General features: G+C 67.9%; 17 protein-coding genes and 1 pseudogene. 8 read left to right on the plus strand and 10 right to left on the minus strand.

The features are described 5' to 3' along the window. The 8 genes from CCS01_RS25160 to CCS01_RS25195 all read left to right on the plus strand — a co-directional run. Positions 1-1,225 (plus strand): beta strand repeat-containing protein (locus CCS01_RS25160; protein ID WP_104521511.1); only part of this gene is annotated, 1,225 nt, incomplete at its 5' end. A 1,161-nt stretch (positions 1,226-2,386) separates the two neighbouring features. Further along, entirely contained in the window at positions 2,387-5,191 is a 2,805-nt protein-coding gene (locus CCS01_RS25165) for a glycosyltransferase (protein WP_104521512.1), read from the plus strand. Positions 5,192-5,322: 131 nt separating this feature from the next. Further along, the gene (locus CCS01_RS25170) at positions 5,323-6,567 is read left to right on the plus strand and encodes an ABC transporter substrate-binding protein (protein WP_104521513.1); all 1,245 of its coding nucleotides are present in this window, start codon (positions 5,323-5,325) and stop codon (positions 6,565-6,567) included. A 25-nt stretch (positions 6,568-6,592) separates the two neighbouring features. Beyond that, complete coding sequence (locus CCS01_RS25175) at positions 6,593-7,462, plus strand: branched-chain amino acid ABC transporter permease (RefSeq protein ID WP_104521514.1); 870 nt, start codon at positions 6,593-6,595, stop codon at positions 7,460-7,462. Then, entirely contained in the window at positions 7,459-8,439 is a 981-nt protein-coding gene (locus tag CCS01_RS25180) for a branched-chain amino acid ABC transporter permease (protein WP_104521515.1), read from the plus strand. Before CCS01_RS25175 ends, CCS01_RS25180 begins: the two co-directional genes overlap by 4 nt. After that, positions 8,436-9,185, plus strand: coding sequence for an ABC transporter ATP-binding protein (locus CCS01_RS25185; protein ID WP_104521516.1), 750 nt, complete (start codon positions 8,436-8,438; stop codon positions 9,183-9,185). The genes CCS01_RS25180 and CCS01_RS25185 overlap by 4 nt, the downstream gene beginning before the upstream one ends. Continuing rightward, positions 9,182-9,916 carry an ABC transporter ATP-binding protein gene (locus CCS01_RS25190; RefSeq protein WP_104521517.1) on the plus strand — a complete coding sequence of 245 codons (735 nt, stop codon included), beginning with the start codon at positions 9,182-9,184 and terminating at the stop codon, positions 9,914-9,916. The genes CCS01_RS25185 and CCS01_RS25190 overlap by 4 nt, the downstream gene beginning before the upstream one ends. A gap of 36 nt (positions 9,917-9,952) precedes the next feature. Continuing rightward, complete coding sequence (locus tag CCS01_RS25195; RefSeq protein WP_104521518.1) at positions 9,953-10,717, plus strand: SDR family NAD(P)-dependent oxidoreductase; 765 nt, start codon at positions 9,953-9,955, stop codon at positions 10,715-10,717. A gap of 58 nt (positions 10,718-10,775) precedes the next feature. Here CCS01_RS25195 and CCS01_RS33180 read toward each other — a convergent pair. The 10 genes and pseudogenes from CCS01_RS33180 to CCS01_RS25245 form a co-directional block, all read right to left on the minus strand. Further along, a pseudogene (locus CCS01_RS33180) lies at positions 10,776-10,973 on the minus strand (hypothetical protein); the annotation flags it as partial. Between the two features lie 22 nt (positions 10,974-10,995). After that, positions 10,996-11,385 carry a type II toxin-antitoxin system VapC family toxin gene (locus CCS01_RS25205; protein ID WP_104521519.1) on the minus strand — a complete coding sequence of 130 codons (390 nt, stop codon included), beginning with the start codon at positions 11,383-11,385 and terminating at the stop codon, positions 10,996-10,998. Next, the gene (locus CCS01_RS25210) at positions 11,379-11,636 is read right to left on the minus strand and encodes a type II toxin-antitoxin system VapB family antitoxin (protein WP_104521520.1); all 258 of its coding nucleotides are present in this window, start codon (positions 11,634-11,636) and stop codon (positions 11,379-11,381) included. Before CCS01_RS25210 ends, CCS01_RS25205 begins: the two co-directional genes overlap by 7 nt. A gap of 284 nt (positions 11,637-11,920) precedes the next feature. Next, positions 11,921-12,673, minus strand: a complete 753-nt coding sequence (locus CCS01_RS25215) for an ROK family protein (protein ID WP_104521521.1) — start codon at positions 12,671-12,673, stop codon at positions 11,921-11,923. 59 nt (positions 12,674-12,732) lie between these two features. Then, entirely contained in the window at positions 12,733-13,158 is a 426-nt protein-coding gene (locus tag CCS01_RS25220; RefSeq protein WP_104521522.1) for a PaaI family thioesterase, read from the minus strand. After that, entirely contained in the window at positions 13,155-13,796 is a 642-nt protein-coding gene (locus CCS01_RS25225) for an HAD family hydrolase (RefSeq protein WP_104521523.1), read from the minus strand. Before CCS01_RS25225 ends, CCS01_RS25220 begins: the two co-directional genes overlap by 4 nt. Positions 13,797-13,862: 66 nt before the next feature. Continuing rightward, positions 13,863-14,156 carry a helix-turn-helix domain-containing protein gene (locus CCS01_RS25230; protein ID WP_104521524.1) on the minus strand — a complete coding sequence of 98 codons (294 nt, stop codon included), beginning with the start codon at positions 14,154-14,156 and terminating at the stop codon, positions 13,863-13,865. A 4-nt stretch (positions 14,157-14,160) separates the two neighbouring features. Next, entirely contained in the window at positions 14,161-14,508 is a 348-nt protein-coding gene (locus tag CCS01_RS25235) for a type II toxin-antitoxin system RelE/ParE family toxin (RefSeq protein WP_170114668.1), read from the minus strand. Positions 14,509-14,566: 58 nt separating this feature from the next. Beyond that, on the minus strand, positions 14,567-15,760 hold the full coding sequence (locus CCS01_RS25240; RefSeq protein ID WP_104521525.1) for a glycosyltransferase: 1,194 nt from the start codon (positions 15,758-15,760) through the stop codon (positions 14,567-14,569). Then, positions 15,757-16,935 carry a glycosyltransferase family 4 protein gene (locus CCS01_RS25245; RefSeq protein ID WP_104521526.1) on the minus strand — a complete coding sequence of 393 codons (1,179 nt, stop codon included), beginning with the start codon at positions 16,933-16,935 and terminating at the stop codon, positions 15,757-15,759. Before CCS01_RS25245 ends, CCS01_RS25240 begins: the two co-directional genes overlap by 4 nt. Position 16,936: the final 1 nt, after the last annotated feature.

Here is a 16,936-nt window from a genome sequence, read left to right on the forward strand (position 1 = left end):
GGTCACCGGCGACAGCGTCGCCGTCCTCGGCGACACGACAACTGGTTCGGTGCTGGATGCCTCGGTCACCGGCGCTTACGCCACGATATCGGCGAGCGCCGCCAACCAGACCGTGACTCTCGGTGGCGCCAACGCACTCGATTTCGCCGGCACCGGCACAAACGACCTGGTGGTCACCGGGGCCAACGCCATTCTGGTCGGCAGCACGGCGGACGCGAACGTGACCATCGGCGGCGCCAACCCGTCCGATGGCGCCAACGCCCTCTATTTCGTTGGCTCCGGCACCAGCAATATCTCCGTCGCCGGCAGCGCCGCCACCCTGGTCGGCGGCACGGGAACGGTGAACGCCACGCTCGGCGGCTCGGGCGGTCTGGATCTGGCCGGCTCCGGCACCAACAACCTGACGGTCACCGGCGACAGCGTCGCCGTCCTCGGCGACACGACAACTGGTTCGGTGCTGGATGCCTCGGTCACCGGCGCTTACGCCACGATATCGGCGAGCGCCGCCAACCAGACCGTGACTCTCGGTGGCGCCAACGCACTCGATTTCGCCGGCACCGGCACAAACGACCTGGTGGTCACCGGGGCCAACGCGACGCTGATCGGCGGCACGGGGGCGGAGACGGTCTCCACGTCCACCAATACGCTGCTGTTCGGTGGCAGCGGCGCGATGAGCCTGATTGGCGGCGCCGGCAACGTCACCCTCGTCGGCGGCACCGGTGGCTCCGAGGCGGCCACCGTCGGCGCGGGCGGCCTGACGTTCGTGTCGGCGCAGACCAACACGGCGTCGATCCAGGCCGGTTCCGGATCGACCGAGGTCCTCGGCAACGCCAATGGCGCCGTCAGCTATTTCGGCGCCGCCGGCCAGGCCGGCGTGACCTTCTTCGCCGGCAGCGGCAACGAGACCCTGGACGCCAGCAGTTCCAGCACCAACAACAACCTCTTTGCCGGCTCCGGCTCGGCAACGATGTCGGGTGGCTCGGGCGCCAACAACTTCGTCTTCTACCGCACCGCCACGCTCGGCTCCCAGGACCTCATCACCGACTTCAGCAGCACCGACAACCTTTATCTCACGGGCTACGACTCGACCAAGTCGTCAACCAGCTACACGGCAGGGCAGGGGCTGACGCTGAAACTGTCGGACGGCACCCAGATCACCTTCTCCAACCTGACCAACAGCGCAAGCGACCAGACCAAGCTGCAGAACGCGACGCATTACGGCTGAGCAGGCACGGAGCAGCCCCGAACGGTCCGGGGCTGCTCGCGTGCAAGACGGTCCGTGGCGCGTCTCGGCCGCGGTGGCGCAAACCGCCGGTCCGGCCCCGCTGTTGCTATCGCGTCATGCCGGGCGCAGGCAGCGCCATTGCCGGCTTTTCCGGGCCAGGACGGGGTGGGAACGGCGCGCGCCGCCACGTCTTTCTCAAACCGCCAGCTTCTCCTGACAGCGATGGGGATACGCTCGGTCAGGACGGTCAGGCAACGGGCCTCTCGCCCCTTTTTGCCTGTTCTGCCATCGCGGTGCCGGCGCGCCGGCTGGCTGCAGTAAATCGCAGGCAGGTTGAGACAGGGCGACACCGCGCCCTCACCATCTTGGCCCGGCTCGTCCGGCCATGACGATGAAGACAGGCCGCCTCTGCATTCCAACTGACCTGCGGTCTGCTGTAACGCCGTCTCGACAACGGCGAAAGGATAAGCGGGCACGGCCGTTTTCCGGGGGACGCTGCGGCCGCCCGCCAGAGATCCAGCCCCCGGCCCTGCTGTCCGCGGCCAGGGCGAAAGGCAGAGTACCTTCCGCCGCGTCCACCAGGGGCGGCATCTGCGGCAAGCTGTACTGGCGTCGTTGTGGCGAGGCGACAGGAGAAGCCGTGGGCTTGGTCTGGCTCTGACGTTGACCACCGGTGTCTTTGCAACCGTTGCCTTCAGCACAAGGCACTGGACCACCAGAAGCAGCATTGCTTTGGCGCGGGGCAAGTTCGCTCCGGCTGGCAATACCCCGCGCCGGACGTCGCCAGCCAAGCGGGCCGAGCCGAGGAAACCCATCGGCTGGCGTTCCCGAAACGCCGGACATGCGGCTTTCTGGACCGGTTCCTCTACTGTAAGTTGATAATTGTTATTCCTGTGCAATCATGCTCGCAATTCATGCCTGAAAGGCAGTCAAAGGCCGTTGACAGGGCGGAATTGATCGAATACATGATCATTGGCAAAGTATCACAATAGTTGCCTATGTGTGCGTTATTCTGGCCTGAAAGATATCTCCAGGTCGCAGGAAAACCGCCGATTCGGACCAACCCGGATTTACTTGCGGAAAAGCAAAAGATGCTATATCGAAATTTGAAGCCGGCCCGGACGGCAATCTTATCACCGTGAAAATGGCGCGTAGGGCACGATGAAGCCGCCGGCAAACCGGACCGCTCTGACAATTTCCGCCGTCATCCCGCTGTACAACGGCAGGCGGTTCATCCGACAGGCCCTGGACAGCGTCGCCGCCCAGACCCGCGCGCCCTGTGAGATCATCGTCGTCGACGACGGCTCCACCGACGACGGCGCCGCCATCGTCAGGGACTTCGCCGGCACCTGCCCGGTCAGGCTGCTGAGCAAGCCGAACGGCGGCCAGTCCTCGGCGCGCAATTTCGGCGTCGCGCACGCCCAGGGCGACCTGATCGCGCTGCTCGATCAGGACGATTGCTGGTATCCGCATCACCTGGAAAAGCTGGCCAGGCCGTTCGAGGCCAGGCAGCCGATCCCGCTGGGCTGGACCTACAGCAACCTGGACGAGATCGACGAAGCCGGCACGCTGGTGGCGCGCGGCGTGCTGCACAGGACGGAGTCGCGGCATCCCAAGCGGGACCTGATCGACTGCCTGCGCCAGGACATGTTCATCCTGCCCTCGGCCTCGCTGATCGCCCGCGCGGCGTTCAACGCCGTCGGCGGCTTCGATGAGCGCCTGACCGGATACGAGGACGACGACCTGTTCCTCCGCCTGTTCAGCGCCGGCTACCAGAACCTGTACGTCGACCAGTCGCTGTCGCAGTGGCGGATTTATTCCGCCAGCACGTCGTTCTCGCCGCGGATGAACCGCAGCCGGATGACGTTCGCGCGCAAGCTCGCCCAGGCCTGGCCCGACGACGCCCTGCGCGGCATCTTCTACACCCGCGACCTGATCGCGCCGCGCTTCCTCTGCAGCGTCGCCGAGACGATGCGGCGCGCCCTGCGGGCCCGCGACACGGCGGTCGCCGATGCCTGCCTGGCGGACATCGCGGAACTCGAGGCCCTGGTCGATCCCGCACAGCGCGCCCGCCTGGTCCGGACCAGCCTGCTGACGACCACAGTGATCCCGCTCCGCAACGGCGCAGGATCGATCGAGGCGGCGCTGACCAGCGTCATGCAGCAGACCCAACCGGCCGACGAGATCATCGTCGTCGACCACGGCTCGACCGATGACGGGCCGGCGATCGTCCGGCGCATGGCTGAAACATATCCCATAACGCTGCTGTCGCAGCCGAACGTCGGGCAGTCGGCGGCGCGCAACCTGGGCGTCCGGCAGGCGCATGGCGATCTGATCGCTCTGCTCGACCAGGGCGATAGCTGGTACCCGTCGCATCTGGCGGAGCTGACGGCACCGTTCCAGGAGAAGCGGTCCCGCCCGCTTGGCTGGGTGTACGGCAATCTCGACAAATCAGACCAGAATGACAATCTCGTCGGACAGTCGGTGCTTGGCGGCGGCCATCTAAAGACCAGCGTGCTGGACTGCCTGGGGCAGGACATGTCCATCCCGCTGTCTGCCGCGGTGATCGCGCGCCAGGCATTGCAGGCTGTCGGTGGCTTCGACGAGCAACTGCATTGCTGCGAAGCCGACGACCTGTTCATCCGGCTGCTCCAGGCGGGGTATGACAACGTCTTCATCAACAAGACGCTGTCACGCTGGCGGGTCAGCGGGGAAAGTGACCGGAACGGCTGCCGCGATGCGGCCAGCCGCATGGTTTTTGCCCGTAAGCTGATGGATGCATTTCCTGACGACGATGCCGCCGGGCAATACCCCGTGCGCGACCTGATCGCCCCGCGCTTCGTCACCCGCGCGGTGGCCGACGTCAGGCAGGCACTGCGGTCGCGCGACCAGGCGCTCATCGACCGGAGCCTGGAGAACCTGCGGTTTCTCGACAGCCGCCTGCGAACCGAGGAGGACAGCGCGTTCAGCCACCGCGAACCGCTGATCAGCGCGGTCATTCCACTGTACAACGGCGGCGCCTTCATCGAGGAAGCAATCCTGAGCGTCGTCGGCCAGACCCTGAAGCCGGACGAGATCATCGTTGTCGATGACGGATCAACCGATCACGGGCCGGAACTCGTCGAGCGGATGGCGGCAACCTTACCCATCCGGCTGATCCGTCAGGAGAATGCAGGCCAGTCCGCCGCCCGCAACGCTGGCGTCGATCACGCCCATGGCGACCTGATCGCGCTGCTTGACCAGGACGACATCTGGTATCCGACCCATTTGGCCGAGCTGGTGGCGCCCTTCCGCCAACCACGCACCACCGAGCTGGGCTGGTCGTACAGCGACCTCGACGAGATCGACGAACAGGGCCAGATGGTCTGCCGCGGCCTGTTGGCGCATTTCAACTTCTGCCATCCGAAGCGCGATCTGGTGTCGTGCCTGCGCCATGACATGTTCATCCTGCCGTCCAGCACGCTGGTCTCGCGCCGGGCGTTCGAGGCCGTCGGCGGGTTCAACGAACGGTTGTCGGGCTACGAGGACGACGACCTGTTCCTGCGCCTGTTCCGCGCCGGCTACGACTGCGCCTTCCTGCCGCAGCCGCTGTCGAAGTGGCGCATCTTCCGCTCCAGCAGCTCGTTCTCGCCGCGCATGACGAAGAGCCGCCTGCTGTATGCGCAGATGCTGATCGAGCAGTTCCCCGACGACGAGGCGAAGTCGCTGTACTACGCCCGCGACCTGATCGCGCCACGCTTCTTCCGCACCATGGCGGCGGATTTCCGCCGCGCGGTGCTGAGCGGCAACCGCCGCCAGCAGCGCGAGCTGCTCGGCCACATGATGCACATCGCCGACCACCTGCGGCCGGGGCTGGGCGTTCCGTTCCGGTTCGTGCTACTGCCGATGCTGCACATCCGCCCGCTGGCGCAGTTCGCCATGCGCTATCACAGCGGCCTGTCGAAGGTGATGCGTCGCATCCTCTGATCCGGCGGGATCGCTGACATGTCATGACGGCAGCCGGGGAAACCGGCTCGACCGGCGGGCGGGTTGCTTCTATCGTTCTCCCAAGGTCTTGAACCAAAATAAATTCGCTTCACAGCCTGGGAAACGGCCATATGATCACCCCGGACCGGTTGGCGCTGCGCCGGCGCACGCTCATCAAGTCGTCGCTCGCCCTGACCGCGCTCGCCGCGCCGCCCATCATCGCCGCCCGCGGCGACACCCCGGTGCGCATCGGCATGGTCGATCCGCTGACCGGCATCCTCTCGGCGCTGGCCGCCAGTGAGGTCGAGGGCGCGCGCTATGCCGTGGAACGCCTGAACAAGAAGGGCGGCATTCTCGGCCGGCCGATCGAGCTGCTGGTGGAGGACTCGGCGAACGACGTCGGCACCGGGGTGCAGAAGACCCGCAAGCTGATCGAGCGCGACAAGGTCGATGTCATCTTCGGCGACGTCAACTCCGGCATCGCCTATGCCATGTCGCAGGTGACGAACGAGCTGAAGGTGTTCCACATCGTGCCCGGCGGGCACACCGACCCGATCACCGGCACGGATTGCAAGTGGAACGTGTTCCGCATCTGCAACACGACGTCGATGGACGCCTCGGCCGTCACCGGCGAACTGGTGCGGCGCTTCGGCAAGAAGTTCTTCTTCATCACCCCGGATTACGCTTACGGCCATACCTTGCAGGAAAGTTTCATCAAGCACCTCAAGGCGCTGGGCGGCGAGTACCAGGCCGTGATGCTGCCGATCAACACCGTGGACTTCTCCGCCACGCTGATCCAGGCCAGGGCCTACCGGCCCAACGTGCTGCTGAACAACATGGGCGGCCTGGCGCAGATCAACTGCATGAAGCAGTTCACCCAGTTCGGCATGCAGAAGGAAATGGGCCTCGGCGGCGCGCTCTTCGAGCTGGAGTCGATCAAGGCCGTGCCGCGCGAGGCGCAGGCCGGCACCTGGGCGATGGAATGGTGGTGGGACCAGCCGAAGGTGCCCGAGGTTGGCCAGTTCGTCGCCGAGTTCCGCAAGGCCACCGGCAAGACCCCCAGCGCCCGCCACTGGTTCGGCCTGGTCGCGGTCGAGTCCGTGCGCCTGGCGGCGGAGAAGGCCAAGAGCCTGGAGGGGCCGAAACTGTCGCTGGCGATGGAGGACATGCCGCTGCCGCCGGATGTCGCGCTCCAGCCCGGCCACGTCTTCTACCGCGCCGGCGACCATGAGCTGATGCCCAACATCTTCGTCGGCGACGTGCATCCGCCGCAGGGCAACCCGGACAACGTGTTCACCGTCACCAACCTGGAGCCGGGCGAGAAAGCCGCCGGCCCGGTCGCGGATACCGGCTGCAAGATGGTCCACCCCGCCTGAACCTCGTTCCGGAAGAGGACCGTTCATGCTCCAGCTCGTCCTGTTCAACGTCACGAACGGGCTCATCATCGGCGCCTTCTATGTGCTGATGGCGCTCGGCCTGTCGCTGATTCTGAACCTTTCCAACGTCATCAACTTCGCCCACGGCAATTTCCTGGCGTTGGGCGGGTACATCGCGTTCGTCCTGACTCCGTATATCGGGTTCTGGGGGGCGCTGCTGGTGGCGCCGATCCTGACGGCGGTGCTCGGCTTCGTCGTCGAGCGGCTGATGATCCGCCGCGTGTATTCGCGTGACCCGGTTTACAGCCTGCTGCTGACCTTCGGACTGGCGTTCATCATCCAGGATGTCTGCCGCTATATCTGGGGTCCGAACGGGTTGCCGATGACGGTGCCGGACGTGCTGGCGCAGCCGCTGTCGCAGAATCTGTTCTTCATCACCGGGTACCGCGTGTTCATGGTGGCGGTGGTGATCATTGCGGTCGCGGGCCTGTTCGCCTTCCTGCGATTCACCCGCGTCGGCATCCGCATCCGCGCCGGCACGCTGGACCTGGATACCGTGGCGGCGCTGGGGGTGAACGTCGGATTGTTGCGATCTCTTAACTTCGCCGTCGGCTGCCTGCTCGCCGGCCTCGCCGGCGTGCTGGCCGCGGGCCAGATCGGCCTGAACCCGAACATGGGCGACGATGTGCTGATGCCCAGCTTCATCGCCATCATCGTCGGCGGCGTCGGCAGCCTGACCGGGACCCTGCTCGGCGGCCTGCTGATCGGGGTCGCCGGGGCGTTGACCACCATCGTCTGGCCGGCGGCGAGCGAGGCGGTGATCTACGTCATCATGCTGGTCGTCCTTGTGGTCCGCCCGCGCGGCCTGATGGGCGAGGAAGGAATGCTGACATGAGCGCAACGACCGCGGTCCCGGCGCCGGCGCTGTCGCTGCGTCCGTGGCTGACCGCCGCCATCGTCTGGGGGTTGCTGCTGACCGTGCCGTTCTGGCTGCCACTGGTGGGCGGCTATACCGCGCTGGCCGCGCGGGTGCTGGTGATGGGGCTGGCGGCGATGTCGTTCAACCTGCTGCTGGGCTTCACCGGGCAGATGAGCTTCGGCCACGCCGCCTATTTCGGGCTGGGCGCGTACGGCGCGGGGCTGTCGCTGAAATACCTCGCCGCCAGCACGCCGCTGGCGATGCTGATGGGGGTGCTGCTGGGCGGCCTGGCGGGCACGCTGTTCGGGCTGCTGATCGTGCGGCGGCGCGGCGTCTATTTCGCCATGGTGACGGTCGCGTTCGGACAGATCGCGTTCTACATCGCCTACAGTTGGAACAGCCTGACCGGCGGCTATGACGGTCTGCGCGGCTTCGTCCGCGCGCCGATCAACCTCGGCTTCACCACCGTCGACATCGCCAACAACGATATTGCCTTCTATTACTTTCTGCTGGTGGTGTTCGGCATTGCGGTGGGCCTGTTGGGGCTGCTGCTGGCCTCCCCGTTCGGCCGCACCCTGCTGGCGATCCGCGAGAACGAACGGCGGGCGCGGTTCCTGGGCATCCCGATCGAGCGGCATATCTGGTTGTCGTTCTCGATCTCCTGCGCGTTCACCGCACTGGCGGGATCGCTGTATGCGCTGCTGAACAACTTCGCCGATCCGATGGGGCTGCATTACTCGCTGTCGGGCGAGATCGTCATCATGGCGGTGATGGGCGGCATGCGCGCGTTCTGGGGGCCGCTGGTCGGCGCCGCGCTGTTTGTCGTCGTGCAGGACTACATTTCCTCCATGACGGTGAACTGGATGTCGTTCGTCGGGCTGATCTTCGTGCTGGTGGTGCTGTTCTTCCCGCGCGGCCTGCTGGGGATGCTGCAAGGGAGAGGCAGCCAATGACCATGCTGGATGTGCGCGGCGTCACCAAGCAGTTCGGCAGCCTGGTCGCGGTCAGCGAGGTCTCGATGCTGGTGGCGCCTGGCGAGTTGCGGGCGATCATCGGGCCGAACGGGGCGGGGAAGACGACGTTCTTCAACATGATCTCGGGCTTCTTCCCGCCGACGCGCGGGGAGATCGTCTTCGACGGCACCACGATCACCCGGATGCCGGTGGCCGCCCGCGTCGCCATGGGCATGGCGCGGACCTTCCAGATCACCGAGATCTTTCCCGAACTGACGGTGGGGCAGAACGTCCGCATCGGCGTCGAAAGCGCGCTGGGCCTGCGGCAGCGCGTCTGGCTGGGCGGGCGCGACGCCGCCGCGGTGCGGCAGGGCATCGAGGAGGCGCTGGTGATGACCGGCCTTGCCAGCAAGGCCGGTCGCCTGGTTGGCGAACTGTCGCACGGCGACCAGCGCGCGGCCGAGATCGCCACCGCGCTGACGCTGAAGCCCCGGCTGCTGCTGCTGGACGAGCCCACCGCCGGCATGGGCGAGCACGAAACCTATGCCGTCGCCAACCTGATCCGCCGGCTGCACCGCAACAGCTCTTATACGATCGTGCTGATCGAGCATGACATGCGGGTGGTGTTCAACCTGGCCGACAAGATCACCGTGCTGACCGAAGGCAAGCTTCTGGCCGAAGGCACGCCGGCGGAAATCGCCGACAATCCGGCGGTGCAGGAAGCGTATCTGGGGAAAGCGGAATGAGCGCGCTGACAGCCGAGGGGCTGAACACCTATTACGGCAAGAGCCACATCCTGCACGATGTCAGCCTGGACGTGGCCGAGGGCCGGATCACGACGATTCTTGGCCGCAACGGCGCCGGCAAGACCACGACCCTGCGCAGCCTGGTGGGGCTGACGCCGCCGCGGTCGGGGCGGGTGAGCCTGTTCGGCACGGACATCACCGGCTGGCCGCCGTACCGCATCGCCGCCGCCGGCGTCGGCTATGTGCCGGAGGGGCGGCGGGTGTTCGCCAACCTGACGGTGGACGAGAATTTGCGGGTGCCGCTGGAACGCCCCGGGCCGTACACCATCGAGCACATCTACGAACTGTTTCCCCGCCTGCGCGAACGCGCAACGAATCTCGGGCGGCAGTTGTCGGGCGGCGAGCAGGAGATGCTGTCGATTGCCCGGGCGATGTTGCTGAACCCGCGGCTGCTGATCCTGGACGAGCCCTCGCAGGGACTGGCGCCGCTGATCGTCAAGGAGGTGTTCCGCATCGTCGCCCGGATGCGCGAGGAAGGCATTTCCGTGCTGCTGGTGGAGCAGAACGTGCGCATGAGCCTGGAGATTTCCGACGACGCCCATGTGCTGGAAAACGGCCAGATGGTCTATTCCGGCACCGCCGAGGCACTGCGCGGCGACGAGGCGCGTATCCAGGCGCTGGCCGGCGCCTCGGCCGAGGAGTGGAAACTGGAGGATCTGCTGCCGGTGTGACAGCATGGCGTTTCGCCATGAGCCCGGGAGTTGCGCATGATACTTCCTTGCCTGCCTTCCATGCGCCTGGATGGCCGCCGCGCCCTGGTGACCGGCGCCGGCCGCGGCATCGGCCTGGCCGCCGCCGCCGCTCTGGCGCAGGTCGGCGCGCACGTTACGCTGGCAGCGCGCACCGCGGACGAGATCGGCGCGGCGGCGCAGGCGATCGAGGCCGAGGGCGGGCAGGCAGCGCCGCTGGTTCTGGATGTAACCGATACGGCAGCGGTACGGACGGCGATCGGCGCGCAGCCCGCCTTCGACGTGCTGGTGAACAACGCCGGCACCAACCGGCCGCGAACGTTCCTGGAGGTGACGGAGGATGATTACGACACCATCACGGGCCTGAACCAGCGGGCGGCGTATTTCGTGGCGCAGGCGGTGGCGCGGCGGATGGTTGATGCCGGGCGGGGCGGATCGATCATCCATGTCTCGTCGCAGATGGGTCATGTCGGCGGGCAGAACCGCACCGTGTACTGCATGACCAAGCACGGGATCGAGGGACTGACCAAGGCGATGGCGATCGACCTCGCGCCGCACGGCATCCGGGTGAATTCCATCGGGCCGACCTTCATCGAGACGCCGCTGACGAAACCGTTCTTCGAGAACGTGCCGTTCCGCGAGGATGTCCTGCGGCGCATCAAGCTGGGGCGGCTGGGAACGGTGGAGGATTTGATGGGCGCGGTGGTGTTCCTGGCTGGCGACGCGGCGGCGCTGGTGACGGGGACGTCGCTGCTGGTCGATGGCGGATGGACGGCGGAGTGAGAGCTGACCGTTGCCGCCCTTTCATGGCGAGCAGAGCATGTCGCTGGCGGAGGCCGGCCTACCCGCCATCCACGTCTTTGTCTGATTCGGCGCCGCCACGACGCAAATACCACGTGGTCATAGCGTTTGCCGGTCCGGCTCCTGGACGGGCTGCCGGGCTGCCGGGCTGCCGGGCTGCCGGCAGGTATCGATACAAGGTCGGGGCGCCAACCCCAAGACGACGCGCGATGTCCTCAACCGTGATTTGGGGATCCGCGAGGAGTGCCTTGCGTAGCCGATCAGCATGTCACCAGGTCTGTCCGTGCAAAATCGCCACCGATGAACAGCAACGGTTCATTGACCTGCCTGGCGAGTGCATAGACCGCGCAATAGCCCATATTGAGCTGCGCCGGATGCTTCTGGCCCTTGCCGTATCGCCGGAATGCCTCGGCTGCGACGTGGGCCTGGCCTTCGTCGAACGGCACGATGATCGCGTCGATGATCTCAAGGAAGGCATGTAATTTCGAGATCATGCCGGGCCGCTCGCGCGATCGGATGACGATGTGGGCTTCCATCAGGCTGACCGCGGAAACCCGTCTCACCGGATTGGCCTCAATGGCGGCGACGATCCGTTCCCGCTCGGGCTCGCCTTTGAGCCAGGCGAGAATAGCCGAGGTATCGATTACCACTGGCCGCGTTCATCATAGCCGAGGATTTCGTCGTCGCTTCTGCTATCCGTCCCGCATGGCATGGCGTCGACCTCCCGCGCCAAGGTGGCAAGGCGGTCACGCAAGACAGGACGTTTCTCGGGCATAACGCCCCGGCGCCCGGCGAGCGCCAGCACACTGTCGCACACGACCGTCTCCACACTGGTGCCATCGAGAGCGGCGATCCGGCGCGCCAGGCCCTCGATTTGCGGATTTTCGATCACGATGCTCATCCGAGCCTCCCAATACCGATCACGACTATCGTGACTTCAAGAGGTTGAAGCAAGAGACTGTTTTGGGAGACAGGCGGGACCCCTCGAAAACGCAGGCTTGCGGGAGCCAGGCACCCGCCGGCGGCATCATTACGGTCCAGTTGCAAAACGGGACAGGGCATCAGCTCACGAAGCCGGGAGGCGTGGATGGCGGCCCGGAGCCTGCGCCCGGACGTGTTCCGGATATCCGCGATGACGCCGGAGAAGTCTCCTGCCAGGACGTCCCCGGGGCTGCCATCGCCCGCTCACCCCTCAACAAACAGCCCATCCAGCCGCTTGTCCCACAGCCGGACGCCACCGGTGATCCCGGCCTGGTTCGACACGATCTGCACGTTCGCTGGCAGGTCCAGCGTCAGCTCCTTGGCGTTGCCGCCGCCAATATAGAGGACGTCATAGCCGACCAACGTGGTGATGCAGGCCAGCGCCCGCTCCACCCGGCGGTTCCAGTGCTTGCGGCCGACCTTCCGGTAGGCGGCGACGCCGATGTACTGGTCGTAGGTCTTGCCCTTGTGGATCGGGTGCTGGCTCAGCTCCAGGTGCGGCGCGGGGTGGCCGTCCATGAACAGCGAGAATCCCATCCCGGTGCCCAGCGTGATCACGCATTCCAGGCCCTTGCCGGTCACCACGCCCAGGCCCTGGACCTCGGCGTCATTCAGCATCCGCGCCGGCTTGCCGAGCTTCTCGGCCAGCGTCGCCGCCAGCGGGAAGCGCCGCCAGTCCTCGGTGCCGAGATTGGGCGCCGTCAGCACGTGGCCGTTCCGCACCACGCCGGGGAAGCCAATCGATATCCGGTCGAAATGTCCGAGCGGCGTGGCCAGGCCGACCAGGATCTCGACGACCGCCGCGGGCGTCGGACTGTCCGGGGTGTTCACCCGGTTCGGGCCGGCCACCATCTCGCCGCTGGGGCTCAGCAGCCCCGCCTTCAACCGCGTGCCGCCGACATCGATCGCCAGGGTCAGCGGCTTGGATTGGCGGGACGGCTTGGGGGCGATGTCCATGTGGGTTTCCCTCCTGGCGACGCCGTTGCAGATAGGCGTCCTTTCGGCAAAGCGATAGCCTATCGCGATCGCATCACCCGCCAGACGCCGTCCAGCGAGCCGACGTCGCGGGCCGCATCGCCGCTGCGGGCGCCGACCAGGCCGCGCAGGAAGACCAGGAAGCTGGTCCGCCGCGTGACCTCGCCGCGCAGTTCGATGAACTCCCTGGGCCGGATGGCATCGAGGAAATGCGCGTTGAGCTGGATGGTGATGCAGGTTGCCCGCCCCGCCGCCTCCCACGCCAGCAAACTCAGCCCGTGATCGGCAAAGGCCATCAGCACGCCGCCATGCACCACGCCGTTGGGATTCAAATGGCCGTCGCTGATGGGCAGGCCGTAGTGCCAGTGCCCGCCGACACGCTTCGCCCAGGGGATGCCCAGGCCGCCCGGCAGCGCGGCGGCCCGCATCGGCCGCCAGCCGTCGGCGGCGGGATCGTACGGCGTCACAGCCCGGCCAGCCGATCGGCCAGGTCGTGCAGCGAGTCCAGCCGCAGGTGCGCCTGTGCGATCTCGGGCTTTTCCGCGTGCATCCAGCCCCAGGGGCCGCGGCGCAGGAACACCGCCTTCATCCCGGCGGCCAGGCTGGGCAGCACGTCGTTATCCAGCCGATCGCCCACATAGGCGATGGTGCCGGCCGGCTCGCCGGCGGTTTCGATGACCTTGGCGAAGAACGCCGGGTCCGGCTTGGATATCCCCCAGCCGCCCGAGCTGGCGATGACGTCGGCCGGGACAAGGCGTGCCAGCGCCGCCTCGGCCTCCACCGGCTGGTTGCCGGCGATCAGCACCTTGTAGCCGCGCGCCCGCAGGTCGCCCAGGCAGGGGATCACGTCGGGATAAAGGTCCGCGGCGATGAAGTCATAGGTCCATCCCGCCGCCGTCCGCAGCTTGCGGGCGAGGCCGGGGTCCATGCCGGGCTTGAAGATGTCGAATATGCGACGCAGCGGCTCGCCACGCTCCATGATCACGCCGATGGCGGTGAACAGGGTCATGGCCGGGACGCCGAGGAACGCGGCCCATTCCAGCCAGTGGCGGGTTTCGTCGATCAGGGTCTCACCGACGTCGAAGCAGACGGCGCGTATCGGCATGAAGGGTGTGTCGGTCCTTGGGCTTCGTCGGCGAGCATGAGGGCGCCGATGGGCGTTGGCAACCGGTCAGGGCTCCTGTGCCAAAGCGGCGCTGATTTCGTGCGACAGGCGGGAGATGGCGAGCAGGTAGGCGGCGGCCGGCGCGTCCGGGTGGCGGCGGCCCTGTTCCCAGTTCTTCAGCGTCGGCAGCGGAATGCGGAAGGTCTCGGCGAAGGCAAGCTGCGACATGCCGAGCTTGCGGCGGATCGCCCGCACGTCGGCGACCGGCACGGTGCGGGTCTGCACGGCGGAGTCCTGTCCGCGCGCATGCGCCAGGGCGTCACTGAGGCTGTCAATCAGGTCGTCTGCGAACTTGGTCATGGTCCTAATGTCTCCGCCAAGCCTGCCGGATGCCGTCGGCCAGCGCCTGCACCCGCCGCCTGTCGTCCGGTGTCCAGTTTTCCCGCTCATTCTTTGCGTAGATCAGCAGCAGGTAGAGCGGCATCGAGTCGTCGTGATAGAAGTAGATCACCCGCACGCCGCCGCGCTTGCCGATGCCCGGCCGGGTCCAGCGGATTTTCCGCAGGCCGCTGGTGTCCGGGATGACGTCGCCGGCATCCGGATTGGCGGCGATGTAGTCCACGAAGGCGGCGCGGTCGTCATCGGTCCACAACTTCGCGGCCTGCCGGAGGAACACCCCGGTCTCGGCGACGGTGATCAGTATCCTATCCATCGGCTTTATACGCCATTGGCGCCTCCACCACAAGAGAAAAAGGATTCATTGGCGCCCGTCACCGCAGGCCCCCGTGACCAGCCAGGCCGGATCGCGGCCGGAACGCCCCCGCGATCGGGCGGCGCATCCAGCCGAGCCGGCGCCATGGCGGCTGTCCGCCGCGTGGCGGCACCGCCGAGGCGATTGCCTGCAGCAGTCCGGACGCCGCGTGACGCCAGGCCGCATCGGCGTCGATCGGGGGCAGGGCAACCCTCGGCGCGGCAGTCCAGGCGCGGATCGCCTCCGCCAGGCTGGCGGGGTCCGCCTTGCACAGCCGGGCCAGCGGGGCGGTGGCAAGCTGCTCGCCCAGTCCGCCGACGTTGGTGGCGATGACCGGCCGGCCAGCCGCCCGGGCCGCGGCGGCGACGCCGCTCTGGCTGGCCTCGCGGTAGGGCAGGACGATGGCGTCGGACCAGGCGAGCAGCGCGCCGATCTCCGCCTCCGGCACCCAGCGGTTCTCCACGCGGACGCCGGGGATTGCGCGCAGGGCATCCAGCGCCGGCGATTCGGGGCCACAGCCGACGACCCGGACCGCGAGCGCTCCGGGCGGCAGCAGCGCCAGGGCGTCGGCCAGCAGGTCCAGACCCTTGTACGGCAGCAGCCGGCCGAAACACAGCAGCCGCGGCGGGCCGGGCAGCCGATCGGCCGGGGGCATGGCGAAGCCGGAGGGGGCGAAGGCGAACGGAGGGTGCTCGAAAGCGATCAGCGGCCGCCCGCGCATCCCGGCCAGGCCCTGGGCACGGACGCGCCCACCGACATGGGCGGACAGCACCGCCAGCCCGTCGGCGCATCGGCACAGCATCCGCTGCAGCCGCATCTGCAAGGGCAGGCCGTCGCCGGGATGGCAATCGGCGTCGTGCACGATCACCACCAGCCGGGTCCCGATCAGCCGCAGCGCGACGGCCATCAGCAGGTCCAGCAGGCCCGGCATGGCGCAGATCGCCAGGTCCGGTCGGAGCCGGCGCAGCCGCGCCACCAGGAAGGGCAACGCCAGCGGCGCGGTCACCAGCCGGGCCAGGCAGGCAACCGGGCCGCGGTACGTCCGCACCGGCATCTCGCAGCGTGGCGCATCGGCCGCCGCCATGATCTCGGCGTCGCGGCTGAGCGACAGCGCCACCTCGATGCCCGGCCGCCGGCGCAAGGCCTCGGCGAGGCAGGCGGCGAAGCGTGGGCCGGCGCCGCGTCGGCCCCATTGCCAGACCAGGATTTTCATGATGGCACCTCGATGCCGAGGCCGCGCAGGGCGGCGGCCAGGGGTTGCGCGTCCAGTTGCGCCAGCGCGCTGGCCCGGGCGCGACGGCCCAGGTACTGTCGCAGCGCCGGGTCGTCGGCCAGGGCACGCAGGCGTTCCGCCGCCTCGGCCACGTCCGGCTCGGCCCATTCGCCGCGATAGACCGCGCGGTCGTCGCGCGCCGGGATCAGCCGGAAGCCGATGGGCACGGCGTTGCCGGCGTGCATGTAGTCGGTGTTGCCGGACCAGCCGGTGGCGATGACCGGCTTGCCCAGCAGCATCGCCTCAGCCGCCACCAGGCCGAAACCCTCGGCGCGATGCAGCGACAGCACGATGTCGGCGCAGGCGGTCAGCGCGTGGCAGTCGGCCGGCGGCAGGGTGCGGGTCTCCAGCCGGATGTTCGGTCCCGTCGCCCATTGCGCCAGGCGGGCGAAATCCGCCGGCGCGTGCCCGGCGTGGCTGACCTTCAGCACCAAGATGCGGTCGGCGCGGTCGCCGAACGCGGCATGGAAGGCGGCCAGCGCGGCGAACGGGTGCTTGCGCGCGAAGGACGAGGCCAGGTTGAACGACACCAGCACCACGACGGCATCGCGCGGTAGCCCGAAGGCGGCACGGTCCAGCGCCGACGGGACGGGCGGGGCCATCGCGAGCGGCGGCGGCACGACGCGGACGCGGCCGGGCAGCAGCGCCTCCAGCGCCGCGGCGGTGAAGCGCGACGGCACCCAGACCTGGTTGACGCAGGCAGCCGCCGAGCGCCACTCGGACGGGATCGCCTGCAGTTCCCAGGCCCAGTAGCCGATGACCGGGCGGCGCCGGGTGAGTGTCCGCCCCAGCCGCAGCAGCGCCAGCGGTAGCATCGGCGCGTTGACGTGCAGCACCAGCGGCACGCCGGGCGGCGGCGGTCCATCGGCCCCGGCCACCGGCTCACAATCCGCCGCGGCGCCCTCCAGCGGCGGGATGTCGCAGGTCCAGACCGGCAGCCCGAGGCCGCGCGCCGCCCCGGCCATCAGCCGCGCGCCCTCGCCCAGGCCGCTGGCGCGGGTCATCTCGCCGGCGATGACCAGGCCGCGCGTGGCAGGCCCGTCCGGCGCCGGCGGATGCGGCGCGAGCCAGGATCCCGCGCGGGCAAGCGCCCGCCGCCGCCACGCCGGCGGCAGC

Origin of the sequence: Rhodopila globiformis (genome assembly GCF_002937115.1) — a bacterium.
Taxonomy (GTDB): Bacteria; Pseudomonadota; Alphaproteobacteria; order Acetobacterales; family Acetobacteraceae; genus Rhodopila; species Rhodopila globiformis.

What these genes read in the sequence shown, in the direction of transcription:
- CCS01_RS25165 (WP_104521512.1), top strand. Translation starts at nt 2,387, where the DNA reads ATGAAGCCGCCGGCAAACCGGACCGCTCTGACAATTTCCGCCGTCATC.
- CCS01_RS25170 (WP_104521513.1), top strand. Translation starts at nt 5,323, where the DNA reads ATGATCACCCCGGACCGGTTGGCGCTGCGCCGGCGCACGCTCATCAAG.
- CCS01_RS25175 (WP_104521514.1), top strand. Translation starts at nt 6,593, where the DNA reads ATGCTCCAGCTCGTCCTGTTCAACGTCACGAACGGGCTCATCATCGGC.
- CCS01_RS25180 (WP_104521515.1), top strand. Translation starts at nt 7,459, where the DNA reads ATGAGCGCAACGACCGCGGTCCCGGCGCCGGCGCTGTCGCTGCGTCCG.
- CCS01_RS25185 (WP_104521516.1), top strand. Translation starts at nt 8,436, where the DNA reads ATGACCATGCTGGATGTGCGCGGCGTCACCAAGCAGTTCGGCAGCCTG.
- CCS01_RS25190 (WP_104521517.1), top strand. Translation starts at nt 9,182, where the DNA reads ATGAGCGCGCTGACAGCCGAGGGGCTGAACACCTATTACGGCAAGAGC.
- CCS01_RS25195 (WP_104521518.1), top strand. Translation starts at nt 9,953, where the DNA reads ATGATACTTCCTTGCCTGCCTTCCATGCGCCTGGATGGCCGCCGCGCC.
- CCS01_RS25210 (WP_104521520.1), bottom strand. Translation starts at nt 11,636, where the DNA reads ATGAGCATCGTGATCGAAAATCCGCAAATCGAGGGCCTGGCGCGCCGG.
- CCS01_RS25215 (WP_104521521.1), bottom strand. Translation starts at nt 12,673, where the DNA reads ATGGACATCGCCCCCAAGCCGTCCCGCCAATCCAAGCCGCTGACCCTG.
- CCS01_RS25225 (WP_104521523.1), bottom strand. Translation starts at nt 13,796, where the DNA reads ATGCCGATACGCGCCGTCTGCTTCGACGTCGGTGAGACCCTGATCGAC.
- CCS01_RS25230 (WP_104521524.1), bottom strand. Translation starts at nt 14,156, where the DNA reads ATGACCAAGTTCGCAGACGACCTGATTGACAGCCTCAGTGACGCCCTG.
- CCS01_RS25235 (WP_170114668.1), bottom strand. Translation starts at nt 14,508, where the DNA reads ATGGATAGGATACTGATCACCGTCGCCGAGACCGGGGTGTTCCTCCGG.
- CCS01_RS25240 (WP_104521525.1), bottom strand. Translation starts at nt 15,760, where the DNA reads ATGAAAATCCTGGTCTGGCAATGGGGCCGACGCGGCGCCGGCCCACGC.